The organism is Variimorphobacter sp. HTMS_6, from assembly GCF_059717775.1.
This window is the reverse complement of record NZ_AP046094.1, coordinates 419824-438681: the sequence shown is the minus strand read 5'-3', so window position 1 is coordinate 438681 and position 18858 is coordinate 419824. Positions and strand designations below refer to the sequence as shown.

16 protein-coding genes are annotated in these 18858 nt (G+C 35.4%); 3 read left to right on the top strand and 13 right to left on the bottom strand.

What is annotated here, in order from left to right; translation table 11 throughout:
* Positions 1-41 precede the first annotated feature (41 nt).
* From AC6IWN_RS01980 to AC6IWN_RS01950, 7 genes are all read right to left on the bottom strand, one after another.
* Positions 42-1775, bottom strand: coding sequence for an extracellular solute-binding protein (locus AC6IWN_RS01980; RefSeq protein WP_497990545.1), 1734 nt, complete (start codon positions 1773-1775; stop codon positions 42-44).
* A gap of 142 nt (positions 1776-1917) precedes the next feature.
* Positions 1918-3039, bottom strand: a complete 1122-nt coding sequence (locus AC6IWN_RS01975; protein WP_497990543.1) for a LacI family DNA-binding transcriptional regulator — start codon at positions 3037-3039, stop codon at positions 1918-1920.
* Positions 3040-3092: 53 nt separating this feature from the next.
* Positions 3093-4544 (bottom strand): alpha-N-arabinofuranosidase, encoded by a 1452-nt coding sequence (locus AC6IWN_RS01970; protein ID WP_497990541.1) that lies wholly within the window; start codon positions 4542-4544, stop codon positions 3093-3095.
* Between the two features lie 394 nt (positions 4545-4938).
* Complete coding sequence (locus AC6IWN_RS01965; protein WP_497990539.1) at positions 4939-5988, bottom strand: aldo/keto reductase; 1050 nt, start codon at positions 5986-5988, stop codon at positions 4939-4941.
* A gap of 272 nt (positions 5989-6260) precedes the next feature.
* A complete protein-coding gene (locus AC6IWN_RS01960; RefSeq protein ID WP_497990537.1) occupies positions 6261-7190 on the bottom strand; it encodes an AraC family transcriptional regulator in 930 nt (309 codons plus the stop codon).
* 48 nt (positions 7191-7238) lie between these two features.
* Positions 7239-7949 (bottom strand): response regulator, encoded by a 711-nt coding sequence (locus AC6IWN_RS01955; protein WP_497990536.1) that lies wholly within the window; start codon positions 7947-7949, stop codon positions 7239-7241.
* Positions 7950-9392, bottom strand: a complete 1443-nt coding sequence (locus AC6IWN_RS01950) for a sensor histidine kinase (protein WP_497990534.1) — start codon at positions 9390-9392, stop codon at positions 7950-7952.
* Between the two features lie 651 nt (positions 9393-10043).
* Here AC6IWN_RS01950 and AC6IWN_RS01945 point away from each other — a divergent pair.
* Together AC6IWN_RS01945 and AC6IWN_RS01940 are read left to right on the top strand one after the other, a co-directional pair.
* Positions 10044-10418 carry a hypothetical protein gene (locus AC6IWN_RS01945; protein ID WP_497990532.1) on the top strand — a complete coding sequence of 125 codons (375 nt, stop codon included), beginning with the start codon at positions 10044-10046 and terminating at the stop codon, positions 10416-10418.
* Positions 10419-10667: 249 nt separating this feature from the next.
* Entirely contained in the window at positions 10668-11441 is a 774-nt protein-coding gene (locus AC6IWN_RS01940; RefSeq protein ID WP_497990530.1) for a formate/nitrite transporter family protein, read from the top strand.
* 114 nt (positions 11442-11555) lie between these two features.
* On the opposite strand, the gene AC6IWN_RS01935 is transcribed toward AC6IWN_RS01940, so the two are convergent.
* Positions 11556-12503, bottom strand: coding sequence for an EamA family transporter (locus AC6IWN_RS01935; RefSeq protein WP_497990528.1), 948 nt, complete (start codon positions 12501-12503; stop codon positions 11556-11558).
* 380 nt (positions 12504-12883) lie between these two features.
* Between AC6IWN_RS01935 and AC6IWN_RS01930 the strand changes: the two genes are divergently transcribed.
* Positions 12884-13135, top strand: coding sequence for a hypothetical protein (locus AC6IWN_RS01930; protein ID WP_497990526.1), 252 nt, complete (start codon positions 12884-12886; stop codon positions 13133-13135).
* Between the two features lie 233 nt (positions 13136-13368).
* On the opposite strand, the gene AC6IWN_RS01925 is transcribed toward AC6IWN_RS01930, so the two are convergent.
* From AC6IWN_RS01925 to AC6IWN_RS01905, 5 genes are all read right to left on the bottom strand, one after another.
* Complete coding sequence (locus AC6IWN_RS01925) at positions 13369-14784, bottom strand: COG4705 family protein (RefSeq protein WP_497990524.1); 1416 nt, start codon at positions 14782-14784, stop codon at positions 13369-13371.
* 185 nt (positions 14785-14969) lie between these two features.
* The gene (locus AC6IWN_RS01920; protein ID WP_497990523.1) at positions 14970-15674 is read right to left on the bottom strand and encodes a response regulator transcription factor; all 705 of its coding nucleotides are present in this window, start codon (positions 15672-15674) and stop codon (positions 14970-14972) included.
* Between the two features lie 36 nt (positions 15675-15710).
* Positions 15711-17159 (bottom strand): sensor histidine kinase, encoded by a 1449-nt coding sequence (locus AC6IWN_RS01915; RefSeq protein WP_497990521.1) that lies wholly within the window; start codon positions 17157-17159, stop codon positions 15711-15713.
* Between the two features lie 23 nt (positions 17160-17182).
* The gene (locus tag AC6IWN_RS01910; protein ID WP_497990519.1) at positions 17183-17746 is read right to left on the bottom strand and encodes a phosphatase PAP2 family protein; all 564 of its coding nucleotides are present in this window, start codon (positions 17744-17746) and stop codon (positions 17183-17185) included.
* Between the two features lie 24 nt (positions 17747-17770).
* On the bottom strand, positions 17771-18829 hold the full coding sequence (locus AC6IWN_RS01905; RefSeq protein WP_497990517.1) for a glycosyltransferase: 1059 nt from the start codon (positions 18827-18829) through the stop codon (positions 17771-17773).
* Positions 18830-18858 lie beyond the last annotated feature (29 nt).

Sequence of the window (18858 nt, the reverse complement as noted above, 5' to 3'; positions counted from 1 at the left end):
GGGGCCTTGGCTCCCCCCATAATCTTGCAAAAATTCAGTGATTACTTCCAGTTTTTAAGACGCTCCTGAATGCCTTTGTTTATTGAATCTTCATATACCTTTACATCTATTTTTTTAATAGCATTAACATATTTGGTCCAGTTGCTTTCGAATTGATCTGTTGAACCCGTAATTGCTTTTGGAACATACTGCACGGCCGTATCAGTAATCTGTTGGTTAACCTGATTGGCATCGTCACTCAGTGTGATATTCCAACATGGATAATACACTGGGTTTTCAGGCGGTGTGTTTACGAACTGACGCCATGTCTGCTTGTTATAGGCTTTCATGAAATCCTTATCGTAATTAGTTAATGTATCGTAGAATTCCTTAGGTTGGTCATCCGGGCTGTAGGCATTACCATCGGTAAACTGTCCATTGTGCTTCGGCAACAAATCGAGTAACGCAACTAAACGGTTGCTGGCACGCCAAGTTAAATCCTTGTAATTCACACGCTGCTGCTCATTACGGTAAAACATGCCCTTGCTATCAACTAAATAGTCTTCTCCTTCAATACCCCATGATAAAACCTTCTGCCAAGGCTCGCTCAGCATCAAATCTACGAATTTAAGGGCAGCCTCAGGCTGTTTGCTGGATACTGATACACCGAATCCCTGATTCGTATTCATAACATCACGATCTGAATAGTATGGCTTCGCACCAGAATATACCGGCATAAGCGGGACATATGTACGTTCATCCTTGCCAGCACCTTGCAAAGCCTGTGTTGCAGTCTGGAAGTTCCAATACTGGTCATGCATACCAAGCACAGTGCCTGTAGCAATTTTTGCAGTATATTGGTCAAAATTCTCTGTAAAAGATTCAGGGTCTACTATACCCTTTGCATACTCAGCATTTAAAATCTTGAAATAGTCGTGTGCAATCGGCTTGTCAGCATAAATCGACGCTTGATTATTGCTATCGACAATAACGCCGCCGTTGTTTGGATTACCTGCAAGGAAGTTCGGAGGATTTGTCATACCCCACTCTCTTCCTGTAGAGGCAAGAACTTCAAAGCCTACCGTCTTCTGTCCATCAATTTTTGGATATTTTGCCTTATAATCCTCAATCAGTTTGAAATATTTTTCAAGCGTCATATTGGTAATGTCTGGATATCCAGCATCCTTAAGAACAGCCTTCTGAATCCAGAATGCTGTACCCCAGTATGTACCGCCGGTAATATCACCATAAAAACGATTATAATTCGGGATTATGTATAGTCCCTTATCTACCGCTGACCCACTATAGCTCATCTTACCCATATATGGATCTACATGTGCTTTAATATTCGGATAATTGCCGGAGGCAAGGAGATCATCCAGTTTAATCAGTGCACCGCCTTCCAAAAGACGCATCTTTAAGTCCGTTGTGCCAATCAGGTCAGGATATTTACCTCCTGCCAACATAACGCCGATTTTTTGGTCAGCGTTGTCCGGAGTAACTATTTCATATTTGAGTGTTACACCCAATTTATCTTTGAGCAATTTAGTGATCTTGTTGTCAGGTGCAGGTGCCTGTTCAGCAGTCATCATCCACACCGTCAGTGTTGTATCCTTGTCGGGTGTAAGTACGCCAGATGGATCGCCAAGCGGATCTGTTGTAGTAGATTTGCCAGGTGTGTTCGTTGCGGAACTCGGAGCCTTCGTCGGCTCTGCTTTCGTGTCATTTTTGCATGCTACGGTGGTAAGCATTACTACAAGAACCATACAAAGCGCCAAAATCTTTTTGATTTTCATAAAATTCCCTCCACTAAATTTAGTAAACCATTCCTTTGGTTTTAATACAGTAAATCTGTATATAGCTCACACCAATACTTTAACTTTTTTATGCAATACTGTCAAATATTAGAAATATGTACCCAAGTACATACATCAATGATTATGAATGTTTTCTGGAATGTTGTAGTCGAACACCAATCGCTTTGACCGTATCACCTTCCAGTACCTTTGGCGTCGTCCAATTCATATACTTTGGATTTTTGTTCTCCAAAATATCTATTAAAACATCTGTGACAAGAGTGCCGAGTTTTTCTGGAGCGATCGATACCGTCGTCACCTTTTTATCAAGCCAATCTCGTAAATAAATACCATCTATACCCATAATTGAAATGTCCTCGGGTACACGCAAACCACTCTTTTCCACACCTCGGATAAAACCATAAGCCAAGTCATCGTTAAAACACAACAACACCGTTGCTGGATTTTTACTTTCCAAGTATTTCTTTGCTGCTCTTCTACCGATATTGAAGGACGAATAATTTGTAAAATTATCATCCGAAGGTTGTATTATGAGTGGCGGGTCAGGGTGACTAATATTCACATTGTCTGTATCATCAATTTCCGCTCGTACAACGAGTTCTTCTAAGTTCATATCTATTCCAAAATCTCGTTTAATTTGTTTCATTCTTCCTTTCCATATAAGGTATCGTATTTCGCCGTGCTTTCCCCTCTCTGGTATAACTATCCCAATTCTTCGATGCCCTTTTTCTATAAGATAATCAATTGCTATATTGACTACCTTGTGATTATCAATAATGACCTTATGAACAGGATGAGAAAATGCGAAATTCGCATCATTTGAAGCAACAACAATTGGTAAATGATAATTAAATCCAACTGTATTGATATATTTTTCAGCTATATCATCCAATGAAAACATAACCCCATCAACCAAATGCCTCCTTATTTTATCAAAGTCACAATTAACGTCGAGAAATATCGAATATCCTCGCTTATAAGCCGCCCTAGTTGCCCCATTGAAAAACTGAAGGTTGTACGACGCAGTTATTTCATTTTGATAGAGAATGAGTTGCTTTGTCCTTTGGGTAAGCAACGACAATGCGATCGGGTTAGGGTTATAACCCAAGTTTCTTGCCACCTCCAAGATTCGCTCCTTAACCTCTATTTTGACGTAACCTGAATTATTTACTGCGCGGCTTACTGAAGCAACCGACACACCCGCTGCTCTTGCAACATCAGCTCTTGTAACTGCCCTATTCATCCTAATTACCCTCCCTTCCTGTTTTTGACGCCCAATGGCACAAACTACATCCGTTATTTAAGCACTATCTCTGCAACCGAACAAGGTGGTAATATGAATATTACTTCCCCATTCTCTATCTTGACTTCAAGAGTTTCAAGTTTAACATTATTCGGTGTATCAAATGTATTGTATGCGTCCGCTTTGTTTGTAAGAATCCGTCCGATGGCGGTATGAACATCAGCTCCCCTAATTAAAATGCTGATTTCCACATGATCAATGAGTGATATATTGGAAATTGTAAGTGTTACCTCGTCGTCCTCGTTACAAGAAGCAGTTGACGAAAGTTGCGGTAATCCGCTAACAATTCTATTTTCAATGGAGTGAGTAACACACCTAGCGTCTTGATGGCGCTTGTACAAATCATATACATGATATGTTGGTGTAAGAATCATTTTTTCGCCCTCTGTGAGAATCATCGACTGCAATACATTAACAATCTGAGCAATATTCGTCATGCTGATGCGTGTACAACGAGCGTTAAATATGTCAAGCGACAATGCAGCCACCAATGCATCCCGCATTGTGTTTTGTTGGTATAAAAATCCGGGATTTGTGCCTTCTTCAACATCGAACCATGTGCCCCACTCGTCTATGACCAAGTCCACCTTGTGTTCGGGGTCATATTTATCCATAACAGCAAGATGAGTATCTATTATGCCCTCGATTTTACGTGCCTTCTCTAATGTTGCATAGTATGTATTGTTATCAAAAACCGTTGCACTTCCCTTTTCGTTCCAATCACCGGGAATGGTATAGTAGTGTATGGACATTGCATCCATAAACGGAGTGCAATACTTCATAAGTGTTTCTGTCCAGTTATAATCTTCCGTTCCAGAACCGCAAGCAATCTTATAGAGCTTATTGTCGCCATAATTACGGCAATACGTCTGATAACGACGGTATTCATCGGAGTAATATTCTGCCCGCATATTTCCGCCACCACCCCAGTTTTCATTTCCGATACCAAAATATTTGAGTATCCAAGGCTGGGCGCTACCATTTTTAGTTCGTAAATCTGCCATTGGCGAAATTCCTTTAAATGTTATATACTCAATCCATTCGGACATCTCTTGAACCGTACCACTACCGAGGTTACCAGCAATATACGGCTCGCATTCAAGCTGTTCACACAATTCAAGAAATTCGTGTGTTCCAAAACTATTATCTTCAACAACGCCACCCCAGTGCGTGTTTATCATCTTCTTGCGAGTATTACCAATGCCGTCTTTCCAGTGGTATTCGTCAGCAAAACAACCACCAGGCCAGCGAAGAACGGGGATTTTGATATTCTTCAACGCTTCTGCAACATCGTTTCGCACTCCATTTGTGTTAGCAATTACCGAGTCTTTGCCCACAAACAAACCACCGTAGATGCAACGCCCGAGGTGCTCTGAAAAATGGCCGTATATATTACGGTTGATTTTTCCAATAGTAACATTCGTATCAATAATTAATTTAGCCATATTATCCTCCCGTAAAATTAGTGCATTCTTAATTATTATTACTAATTGGAAATAAATTGGCAATACTCAATAATGTGTACACGGGTACATATTTTGGTCTTTAAAGTAATGACTAACCTTTTGTTGTAGTCAGCTAGTTTGGCTATAATTTGGAGTTTATTTCCATTTTACCATTTTGAAAACGAAGCGTAAACCTTTAAAATAAAATCTCAAACTATTATGAAGGAGATCATATGACTGTACTTACCATGCAGGAAGTTCAGCTGATTTTTGATTGCTGTAACAACTCCAACTCTTCACAAAGAGCCCAAAAAAGCTCCGGAACCATGTTTGCATAGTTTCAGAGCTTTTTGGGGCGATATGGCTTTTGCCAACGTAATTATAACGAGCTTCCTTAATCTGTAGGCAAAGCAATTTTGATTCCGACCGTTGCAGCCATTTGTGCGATTGCTTTCGGATCAGAATTTCTTACATTCACATCAATTCGGGGAGTGTATGCGGATTCTAATAGGTTAACTTCTTCCTTGGTTAAATTAATCTCGATAGCCTTAAGCGCTTCGTCTATATGGCTGGTCTTTAATGCACCTACAATTGGGGCAGCAACAACTGGATTACGATATAACCATGCAAGAGAGATCGCAGCTCGACTTACACCTCGTCCCTCTGCAACTTGACCTATCGCAGCAACAATTTTTTCATCTGCTTCAGCAGTTGCCAAAAAGTATTTTGCTGCACCGGCTTCAGATTCAGAACGCGCTGTTTTTTCACCCCATGATCGAGCCAGCATTCCGCGTGAAAGTGGGCTGTAAATCATCGTCTGTATTCCCTCATCAGCACAAAGTGGTATCATTTCATTCTCTTCCTCACGAGCAACTAAATTGTAATTATGTTGCATTGAGATAAAACGTGTCAGGCCATTTCTTTTCTGAATATGAAGTGCCTTAGCAAACTGCCAAGCTCTCATTGTAGATGCTCCCAAATAACGAACCTTCCCCATCTTTACAAGATCGTGGAGTGCTTCCAACGTTTCTTCCCATGGTGTAAATGGATCTGCTCGATGAATTTGGTATAAGTCAATGTAGTCAGTTCCGAGTCGTTTTAAACTATTATCAATCTCCGTCATGATTGCTTTGCGTGAAAGTCCAAACGAGTTTGGACCTGATCGTGTAGGTGCACCTAACTTTGTAGCTATGACGACTTCTTCTCGTTTTGCATATTCCTTAAGAAGTTTGCCGATTACAACCTCACTTGTTCCTTGTGAATACAAATTTGCAGTATCAAAGAAGTTTATTCCCGCATCAAGTGCATGTTTCACAATGGGCTTACTTCCTTCCTCTCCAAGCGCCCATGTAGGATGTCCAAGGGATGGATCTCCAAATCCCATACATCCAATACAGATCGGTGATACCTCTAGTCCAGAATTACCAAGTTTAATATATTGCATATTCTACCTCCTATATTCTTTCATGTGTCAATTTTTCAAGTGACAACCTCAACTATTATCGCTTGAGGTTAAGAATATTTTATATCCATAACATGAATATGTGGTAGCATGATCCAATCAATAAATTGCCTAATCCTATCAATTATGTTTGGAAGATGTATTTTGACTTAGTATTCTTCATCAAGTATTGTTCAAATAATAAAAACAAAAAGCGCAATGATCTGTACACATCATTACGCTCTCTGATATTATTATATTAAGTTTTATAACCTCTATGTTTCCCCTTCTTGCTCCTGTCTTTTAATGCGTTTGACATCTTTTCTTGGGGAAGATCCAAACATACGAGAATATTCCCGTATGAATTGTGTTGTGCTCTCATAGCCAACAAGTGACGCAGCTTCAGCAACATCCAATGGTTCATCAATTAATAATCTTCGAGCTTCTTGTAGTCGTAACTGTTTTTGAAATTGAATTGGACTCATTGCAGTAATTTCCTTAAAATGTCTATATAATGATGGGACACTCATTTGGGCAACATCCGCTAACATTTCCACGTTAAATGTATCTTGATAATGTTCCACTATATATTGAACCACTTTCTGGATATACACCGCCGGACTTCCGTCACTCACTATTTGTCTTAACGCTTCTCCATGTTCACCATGAAGAACTTTATATAATATTTCTTTCGTATATAATCCGGAAAGAATTGGTATGTCATTCTGATTTTCTAATAGTCGAACTAACCGCACTATCGCATCCAACAATGATTCATCTGATTTGGCTACATTTAAGCTACGTTGTGATTTTTTCTTTATATTCATCTGGAGTTCATCCGCACTTAATAATTCCAAAATGCTACTATGAGCAAACTCAATTTTTAAAGACAAGTTTGGTTTTAATACCGAGGCTTCATAAACTTCTGCGATGATTGGCAAATCCATTGATGATACCATATAATATGGTGACCCATATCTAAAATGTTCTTCACCAACTGTAACATCTTTTACTCCTTGTACAACAATATAAATGGATGGTTTATTTATCTTATAAGGCTTGAATACACCATTCGAATAATATGGCTTTGTATGACAAGAAATACTTAGGGAAGGTATTTCAGTGGTATGTGTTCCTTCACAATCAGAATGTCGAGCAACTAGTTCCGCCAATTCTTCTTGTAATTGTTGAATATTATTACTCATAAGATCCTCCATCATGTAAAAACTTAAATATTCAGCCCCCAACTTATGTTATTTATTGAAGCGATATCCAGCACCCCATACGGTCTCTAATATTTGGGGGTTCTTACTGTCATCTTCAATTTTTTCACGAATTCGGTTAATATGCACCATAACTGTGGCACTATCACCAACATAATTATAACCCCATATTTTTTCAAATAATTGCTCTTTTGAGAAAACAATATTGGGGTTTGTAGCCATAAACTTTAATAGTTCAAATTCTCGGTTTGGAAAACGAATTTCTTGTTCCCCTTTATATACTTTCCATCCTTGCAAAAGAATTCGTATATTACCTACGCATACCTCATCATTCTTTTGCTCTTGTTCTATCTGATTCACTTTTGCAACTCTGGTATACTGCCTAATATTTGCATTAACCCTTGCCACAAGCTCAGCAGGATCAAATGGCTTAGCAATATAATCATCAGCTCCTAATGCAAGCCCACGGATTTTGTCTACTGAATCTGTCCTAGCTGTAACCATAAGTATGGGGATATCTAGTTGGGCTCTTATTTCTTTACATATTTCATAACCACTTTTACCCGGAAGCATGAGATCAAGTAATATCAGATCAAATTTCCCCGTTGTCAATATTGATATTGCTTTATTTCCATCACTCACAATAAGTGTTTCAAAACCGCTTGCTTCCAAATATGTTTGTTCTATCATACTTATATCTTCATCATCTTCTATAATGAGTACTTTATACTTTTCATTCATTTAACTATCACCCTTCTCTATAATTGGTAAACTTAACTGTATAATAAGTCCATCTCTGTTTTCTGCGGTAACTGATCCACCCATTGCTTCTACAAGATATTTTACAATATAGAGACCTAAGCCATTGCCTTCTTTTTTATTTCTTGATTCATCGCCTCGAAAGAACTGTTCAAAAATATGATTTAACTTTTCTTTTGCAACTCCATAACCATTATCTGAAACTTCTAAGACAAAGTAAGATTCTTTCAAATACGTACGAATAATAACATTTACAGTTTCTACCTCAGCATATTTTTTACTGTTCTCCAGCAGGTTGTCAAGTATACGATTCATTTGTTCACGATCGATATTCGAATATATACCTCGTTGTACATCTTCTAATTTTAGATTAAGAACTTTCTTTTCTAAGATTACGTCATGTTTTCTACAAAAGTTCTCCAAATATTCTTTCCATTCAATTCTTTCGAAAAATAGTGGCATGTTTCCTGTTTCAAGTTTTGAAAAATAAAATAACCTTTCTAAAAGTTGATCCATATCTAATGTTCTTCTATATGCCGTATCAAGAAACTTAGCTTTTAGCTCAGGTGTTTGAGCAACTCCATCTTGAAGTCCTTTTATCGTTCCTCGTATTGCTGTCAATGGCGTCTTTAAATCATGAGAAATACCTGAAACCATATCAATTCTTGCTCTTTCATATGCTTCTTTCTCAGCATTAACCTCAATGATATGCTCTTGCATCTGATTAAACGCATCACAGACCTCTTCAAATTCAATATCTCCATTGTACTTAACCTTCTCAGAAAAATTCTCTTCTTTTATTCGCTTTGCTCCATCAGATAAGGCATCTAATGGAATTGTTATATGTTTTATTAATCTCTTTGTAAAAATCTGACTTATCCACAAAAGTGCACCTATGCAAATGATACCATCCATTAACACTAATATAAGAATTATTGTAAAGTTGTTTTTTTGATTCCAAAAATCCCGAAATTCACCTGCTAATGCATATACATTTATTTGTTTATGCTGATCACTTTTGGTTAACACTGTCACATAGTTTTGTACGTATATGTGAACTTTACCATCCTGCTTTATATATCGACCAATTTCATTGGTTAAATCTTCTACCGAAAAATCTGCATTTGAATAGATTGTCTTCCCGTCTTCTTCTAAACACACATTAAAACCGTATTCCTTAAGTTGTTCTGAAACACGTCTTATTGAATCTTCATCATCGGATAGTTCCCAATTTGTAAATATATTTTTTACCTGATCCGAATTATCTGCTAGCTCTGATGAATTTATCTCATTTCCCTCATATGACATCTCAAATAATCTAATTGCAAACAAATGTACAAATAGAAATAGACTTAGTGTAACAAGTACCATGCAAGTATTTGATTTAAAAATTCTACGCTTAACGCTCTGACATTCCTTATTCACTGCCTTCCTCCTCGATATATGCTTAACAGAGAGGGGCGGTATACTCCTACTCTGTAACGCTAACCATTTTTCTTCGTTATTCTTAATCATAGAATTACTACAATTACCACATGATTTTGAATCCACATCTAACACATTACATTTCTCACAGGTAATTGCATTTCCTGTTGTTTATGCAACACATTCCTGACTGTGATGAATCTGTTATTAAACTTATTATACAACAAAATTCCTGTTATAACACTAAAATCATTCCAGCAATCAAAGCTCCACAGACATTTTTTTATGCTCATCCGTTAAAACCTATTCCTCATTTTTTCTAACATAATTACCTCTGCTTTTTTATGTAATTGTTTTATTGATAGTCCTAATCATAACTCCCGAAGATAAATAATGACTGGAAAACTATTAAACAAATCCTAAATTATCGTAATGTTTGATTTGAACCACTTACCCAGCCTGTATCTAATAGAAATTAAGCTATTTCCACGTCATGCTATTTTAAACAAACTCTAAACGAAAGTTTAATACTTATTTATTTCTCATAATCAAGGAGTTTAGAACTTCAATTTATACTAAAAAAGTAAAGATAACTACAGCAATGGTTACAAAATCAAATACTGTACCAAACAAAAGAAAGGAAATTTTACTATGACTTCTATTCTTATGGAAATTGATTCCTTAACTGCAGAACTCGCAATGCTCACATTATTTATAGTTTTGGCAAAATTTATTACCAAACGAACTAGGTTTAAAAAACTCGATACAAAATTAATGAAAATACACAAACCAGCAACCTTCATCTTATTAATTACAGGAATGATACATATGCTTACTTCTTTTGTTTATTTTGATCGTTTGGGAATACTGCCCTATATATTAGGTTTTGTCTGTCTATTTTCTATTATTGGTGCTGCTTTAACATTTATCAAAAGAAAAGTCATCGGAAAAAAATGGTTATTTTGGCATAGGATTTGCTCTATAATTGCATTAGTAACACTTTTTGTTCATCCTATCCTGAGATAATAAAAGCATCTTTTCATTTATAGTAATTTTCAAATAAAATTATCATACGGCCCATCCTTTCATCAATATGATTACTTTAAGTCTTTAATATTGATACATTAGATAAAATGGTTCCAAATAATTTCATAAAAATGTTTTGTATTTGCAAACAATATGTTATTATATACCCTAGCGTAAAATTACGTGGTGAACTTATGATTATTCAGAAATTTATGAACAAGGAATAGAAGGAAGAAAGGATTTATATTAATGAACTATTCAGGCCCAAAAGCACTTACCGAGTATATACTTTATCAAAGTAAACACAAAGCAAACAAAACATTTATCATATTAATGGTTCAAGGAATATTAGCTGGATTATATATTTCAATTGGCGCAATCGGTTATTTGAAAATAGCCTCAAGTGTAGCAGATCCAGGTTTAGGAGCATTTTTAGGTGCATTAGTATTCCCCGTGGGAATTATAGCTATTATCTTGATGCAAGCAGAGTTGTATACCAGTGACAGCATGGTAATGATTGCCGTTTATGCAGGAAGAACTAAAATAGATAAAATAATGCGAATTTTAGTCTTAATACTATTTTCGAATTTAATTGGTGCAATTGCAACAGCATATATGACACACGCCTCAAAAATATTCAATGAAAACGTTATGGCGTTTGTTATTGAAAAAGCAATACATAAGGTAAACATGCCTTTCGGGCAACTATTAATCAGTGCTATTCTGTGTAATATCATTGTATCTACCGGTGTATGCTTAGCTTATAGTTGCCGCGAGGAAATTAGTAAAGTAGTTGTTGTATGGTTGGCAATCACAGTATTTGTTCTTAGCGGAACGGAGCATGTGGTTGCAAACATGTACTATCTATTTGTAGCCTACTTTGGTGGTGCTAACATATCCATCATGGATATTGCTTATAACTTGTCCGTAGCCGCTCTAGGTAATTTTATCGGTGGAGGTATCATTGTCTCCGGAATAAATTATCTTTTAGCTTATAAGGATATTGAAAAAGTGAAAAAATAGTGATTACTAAAACATAACGAAAGGCAGCAGAACGGTTCGTCTGCTAATTTTAGGTTCCTATCGAAATAATCAATGATCAAACCAACGAATGCATCAACGATTTCTTCCGGAACTCTAAATCAGTAATATCAACGTTCCTATTACAATAGCAATGAGTCCAAGCGTTGATTTTAAACTCAGTTTTTCCTTAAACATAATAAATGAAAATGCTATTGTCACTAAAATACTTAACTTGTCAATAGGCACAACTATACTTGCATCTCCAGTTTGTAAGGCACGATAATAACATAACCAGGAAGCCCCTGTAGCAATGCCAGATAATATAAGAAAAAGCCAATTCCCATAATTTGCTTCCTTTACTGTATGTTGTTTACCTGTAACAAAAACTATGATCCATGCCATGACAAACACTACTACAGTACGAATTGCTGTACCCAGATTTGAATCTACACCTTCTATTCCGACCTTTCCAAGAATCGATGTTAAACTGGCAAATATGGTTGAAGCAAATGCAAACAGTATCCATTCATAGCGTTTCTCGAATACAGTTAATTTTATTAGTTTCTTCTTGGAATGATTAAACTCCTCAACATCATCTTTACTAAAATCCTGATATTTATCTATGCGACTGCGTATTGAGGTTTCTTTCTTTATTATCATCAGATAAGTACCTGCTCCAATGAGAATCATAGCTAATATCTTTAAAAAAGTAATCTCTTCTCCAAGAAAAACAAACGCTAAAATCATCGTAAGAACAGTACTGGATTTATCAATTGGTGCTACTTTGTTTACATCCCCTATTTGAAGGGCTCTAAAGTAACAAAGCCACGAGGTACCTGTAGCAAATCCTGATAAGACCAAAAACATCCACGTTCTTTCACTTATTTCATTCAAGGTTCCCACAGTTCCAGTCATTAAAACCAATAACCAGGAAAATACCAGCACAACAAATGTCCTTACCGCAGTAGCAACATTGGAATCCATATTTTTAATTCCACTCTTAGCTAATATCGCAGTTATCCCTGCGAAAAAAGCTGAACCAAAGGCAAATAAAATCCACATTATCCTGCTTCATCTTCTTTCAAATTTTTTCAAGTCTAATTTCTACCATATTTATCACATAGATATGTAACAATACAAGAGCATTTTTCTCATATATTTTATTCCAATAATATAATACCATTTTTAAAGTACTTATAGATCCAAATATTTCGTTATAGTATCTTAATGTTACCTTTTCTCCTTATTCACTTGGAATATGGCATATTCTTCTTGGATCTCAATGTTACCGTAAAAAGTATAGGGAAGATTTATTTGACTATTAGATAGATTTATTTTTGACAATGTTATTTGTCTATTCTACAAAAATATCATCACCATTCAAAAATAGAAATCATACTATTTATTATATTAGATTATTTAAGAACAGGTGAGATAATGACATGATCGACAATCTATGTCCTAAAGATTTAATGGTTTTGGCAAATGCACTTGCCATCTCACTTTCAGAAGGTAAGAATGCTGATGAGGTTAATGTTCTCGGAAATCTTATTGTTGCAGTAGGAAGCCTAATGTTAACAGGTGCAGCTCAAATGCAAAATATTGCTTCAAAAGAAGAAGCAAAAAGAACAACTTCTAACGAAACTAATAATAATGATAATAATAATAATAATAATAATAATGAAATAAAATAAGCTGATTTACATATTAATATGCCATTAGAACAAATTGCAGCCAAAATACACAACAACCATCTTCCCTTCAAATTTATGAATATTTTCCATGATACCCAGACGAATTGCCAAAGCCACATTCAATTACTACCATAGGGCAGTGCGTCTGGGTATCATGTAATAACTATTATTTGATTATGCTATTCTATGATTACCATCATCTAAAGACTTTATCATAACTTTTAATTCCTAGGCTATTTATTTGCACTGTTTAAGACGCTGAGAGAATTACTAATTGATGATGAGCATTTGCTTGTATCCGGATTACTTGACCTTGTAGAAGCTAGAACACTATCTATTGTTCCATCAATTTGTGACCACATTTTTTTATCAATTTTTTGCAACTTCGCTGCCTGAGAGTCCCATTCATGTTCCAAGTCGTCAGCACTTGTTTTTGCTACAGCAAAGTTGTTTGAAGTTACATCTTTTTGCATATCATTTTCAGTTGTAATAAAATCTGTTAACAATCCTTTTAATGTAGTTTGTGAAGTATCCTGCGCTATCTGGTTATTGAAGTAAAAATAGCTTGATAAACCAACAACCAGGAAAACAAATAATACTGCAGTTGTTTGTTTTAATACAATTTTATTGCTTTTATTTGTTTCTTGAGCTTCAACGATTTCATGTTTCGAATTAATATCACATTTTGTAACAACAAGAAAAATAATAATTCCTAATATTGCGCTAAAAAAAATTACGCTGGTAATAGTTGCCCCCAAGCCTAAACCGCCATATTTAGTTGGCTGAGATAGGTAATCTCCAAGTGATGCTCCAAGTGGACGAGTAAAAATATATGCAACCCAAAATGCTAATACTGAATCAAGTTTGAATAATTTGTATGCTAAGAATACACATACAATGATACTTGCAACAATGATTCCTGTGGGCAAATATCCCAGACCAAGCTTCTCGGAATATAAGTCGCCTACTGCTGTACCAAGCGCAAAGGTGAAAAGAATGGTGAGCCAGTAGAATGCTTCTCTTTTTCTTGTGAAAATGGAATGAATCGAGAGTGTCTTTTCATTAAGAAACCAAAAAAGAAAAGTTAATAGCAATAGTATACTGAACACTATTGTGCTTAGTTCAAGAGGCACTCCCATCCCGTCTGTCAAATTATCAGTGACCAAGGTTCCAAATACACTGATTAGAACAACGGTTAACCAATATAAACCTGGAATATATTTTATAGCTCTAAATTGAAGATACACTACAATAAAAAATATTATTCCCATTAATATTGTGGTATTTATTAATCCCAATCCAAGATTTTCATTAATAAAGTCTGAAAATGTTTCTCCTACAGTTGTACATAGTACCTTGATGATCCAGAAAAAAATAGTAACCTCTGGTACTTTGCTAAGTATAATCCTAGCTTTGCTCTGTTCTGTTACGTTCATTGTATCGTTTCCTTTCTTCCTTGCATGTTTTTTATAATTCGCATTACTTGTGAAATCATTAATCAGCTGTTGAATATCCTCCATTGATTGTTTTGATTTCTCGAATAGTTTTAATCCTATTTTAATTACTTTACATAAACAATCAGGAGGAAAAATATAAATAATTTCTAAACAATAAATTATTACAAACCAATATTTTTCAATGAATACCATCTTTAGCAGGCACTCTTTCCACATACAAAAAAAGCTTTACTATATAATGGTTTACCATTCATAGTAAAACTTAACTTCTTATCCTTTTACAACTTTATTCCAGACTTACTACAGTATAAATCTTTCTTATGTATATTTGTACCTCCGTACAAAAGGACCTTACAATAATGATAAGGTCCTTCTTCTTACAGGTTAAAGCGGTAACCTGCCCCCCAGATTGTTTCGATATATCTGGGATTATTCGTGTCTTCTTCAATTTTCTCTCTGATCCGGTTGACATGTACTGTTACCGTGGCTGCATCTCCTATATAATCATAACCCCATATTCTTTCAAAAATCTGATCTTTAGAGAACACCATATTAGGGTTTAATGCTAAAAATTTTAATAATTCAAATTCTTTGTTCGGAAGCTTAATTTCCTCAGATCCCTTATACACCTTCCAACTGTTAACATAAATTCTAAGCTCACCAACTGAAATAACCCCCTTCTCTTCACGGTTTATTTCATTCTTTGTTGTATGTGTTAACCTCTCAAATCGATTGAGATGGGATTTCACTCTGGCAACCAGTTCAGCTGGATCAAACGGTTTAGCGATGTAATCATCAGCCCCCAAGCCTAGTCCCCTTATTTTATCAATCGATTCTGTTCTCGCTGTTACCATTAATATTGGGATATCAATTTTATCTCTGACTTTTCTGCATATTTCATATCCGTTCATCCCCGGAAGCATAATATCCAGAATCATTAAATCATAACTTTCCTTTACTACTCTTTCCAATGCCTGCATACCATCAGACACAATCTCTGTAATAAATCCATTAACTTCTAAATAATCCTTCTCCAGCAATGCTATCTCTTCTTCATCTTCTACAATTAAAATTCTGGGCATAATAATTCTCCCTTCTAGTACCTCAGGATTTTACACCTAATCTTCATCTCTTTTGGGCAGGCATATTACAATACTCAATCCGCCGTCATTTCTGGCAACTATGCTACCACCATGCTGTTCAATGATATATTTAGATATATATAGCCCTAACCCACTTCCGATTTTTTTACTGCTCCTAGCTTCATCGGCGCGGAAAAATTGTTCAAACAGATGGGGAAGCTTTTCTTCAGGAACACCTTCACCGTTGTCAGTTATAGTTAGAATCTCCTTATCATTGTACCCGGATACCTCCACTTTAATATGAATCCTATCATGGATTTTATATTTAATGGAATTATCAATAATATTTGATATAACCCTACTGATCTGTTCTTTATCTATTTTTACATCGTGATGATTACCCATTATTGATAATTCGATGTCTAGATTTTTTTCATTGAAAAATTCATCGTTCTCTTTAATATAATCTTTTAAAAAGTTAGCAAAATGAGTTTTCGCCAGATATAGTGGCATGTTTCCTGTCTCTAATTTTGAAAAATAGAATAATTTCTGAAGGAGGACATCCATATCACAAGCCCTTTTGTAGGCAATATCCAAATATAATTCTTGCTTTTCAGGAGTATTGGCAATACCATCCTTAACCCCCTTGATATATCCTTTCACACTTGTCAGAGGTGTTCGTAGATCATGCGATATCCCAGTTATCAAATCAGTTCTCGCCTTCTCATATGCTGCATTTTTTTCCATACCGGCTTTCAGGCTTTCTTGCATTTTATTAAAGGATCCACAAACCATTTCGAATTCATCTTCTCCGGTATAAACAACAGGTTCATCCAGATTCCCAAGTTCAATACGCTCAGCACCGTCAATCAGTTTCTTAATTGGCTTCATAATCTGATTGACCAGTTTTTGTGTAAAAAATCGGCTTATATACATAATCATGAGAATTGAACCTACCCCAACAATCAGAAAGGACAATATAAGTAGTTCAAAGGTACCACGGTTTAATTTGAAAATGCCTTCTTTATCTGAACTGTTAATCGCAATAATATCATAAATTGCGGAACCTACTTCCAACTTTCTTGCAATTATCGTTTTATCTTCCCAGACATATACCTCAGATTTATTGGTGTAGGAAATCGCCGGAAGAAGAAATTCCAATGCTTCATGCTGGTTATGGTGTACATTTGAATATTTTATCTCGTTATTTGTACTCGTAATATATATCTGATAATCATATCGTCTGAGCTTTGTATTTAATATATCATAATCAACATCCGTAAATGTTTCGTTTTTTACCTTATAATGATTTAGCAGAGTCTGAACATTATAAGCATTTTTTTGTAATTTTGTCTCTAACGACAGGGTTCTGACATAGGTATCTTCAAAGATAAAAATAACGGATCCGCCAATAATCAACAGAGCCAAGAGTGAAAGCAGTACAATCCAAGTATTTGATTTTAATATGAGTTTACGTATTGTCATATTTGTACCACCTTATCCTTTCATTATTCATTGACTAAGTCTTTAACCTTGCGGTGATTTTGATAATATAATACGACTTTGCTAACAACAAAACCGATCAGCGCACCTAATAGAGCTCCGCATATAACATCACTTGGATAGTGAACTCCTAAGTACAATCTAGAAAAGCCTATGAATCCTGCAAGAATAAAGGCAGGTATTCCCCACCTTTTATTACCATAGTAATAAATGGCTCCGGCTGCAGCAAAAGAACTTGCAGTATGCCCTGACGGAAAAGAAAAATCGCTCGGTCTAGGAATTAAGACATTTAATTGCGTTAATTGTGTAAATGACCTTGGTCTTGCAATTATATTTTTAAGAATTTCATTATTTATTATAAAACAAGCAGCAAGAGATAATAATGCGACTAATCCCGCAGCCCTCGATTTCTTAAAACACAGTAAAACCATAGTAATAATAAGCCATATCAGCCCATTGCTCCCCATATCCGTTAATAGTTTAAAAACCGGAGTAAGTATTGGCTGCCTGATGTGCTGTTGGATGAGTAAAAGCAAGTATCCATCCAGATTATTAATTAATTTAAACATTATTTCACCTCTTCCAATCAATTGTCATCGCATTATTGTAACCGTATTAATATTGCTTCCAGTTCTTTTCTGATTATGTATATCAGTTATTAATAATTCCTGATAAACATCATATAAAACTTCTCCCACTATAGATAAGCTTCTATCTTTCACCATCTGATATCCATCTTCTATCAGACATGGAACTGTTCTTTCCACAATATCATTAATTAATATTTCAAATTCATCATTCTTCTTTCCCTTATATACATGTTGTCTGTCTATCAACCAATTTTTATAAATTGGGATATCCCTAATCAGTATAGGTATCTTCATAGCCAATGCTTCCAGTAATACAATACCTTCTGTCTCTTCCTGTGTTAGGAACAGAAATAAATCACTACCGCTATAGGCTTGTTTTAACTCTTCCGATGAGATATATCCGGGAAAATGAAGGTTGGGCAACTTATTCTGAATCAGATTTTTTATTTTCTCAGGAATCAGATTAAGATTCGTATATCCGAACCATACAAACTGGTAATCCGGCATTCGCCCAGCTAGTTCCACAAAATCTTCAATCCCTTTTCTTTCAATATAATGACCTACCGACATTATTATTTTGTCCGAGTCTAAAAAATGATATTTTTCTCTGAACTGCTTACCTAAATCCTCATTTCGTTGATAAAACTCCAAATCTACTCCATTTGACAGGCTTATGATATTTTTTTTGATTCTGTAAGAATACAAAAGTTTTTTTGAATAATCTGTCGGCGTAATAATAATATCACCCATACTGTAACAGAATTTTATCCATCTTTTAAATAAAGGTGCGATGATTTCGGAACCTCTAAAGGATTTCTTAAAGTCCTCCATCGTCGAATGAGCATAATATACAACCTTTTTCCTAAATATTTTAGCTATCAATGCAACTATTAAGGAATCTGGAAAAATCGTATTTAATTGAACGATATTATAATCATGACAGATTCGAGTGCTAAAAGCAATTCTCTTTTCCTCTAATGCTGCCCTTTGATGTTCATAAGCTTTTCCTACACCACTTTTTGAAACCAACTTCATACCACCTTGATATAGCCAGATTTTCATAATATTTTCCTTTTGCCTTTCCTAAGTTT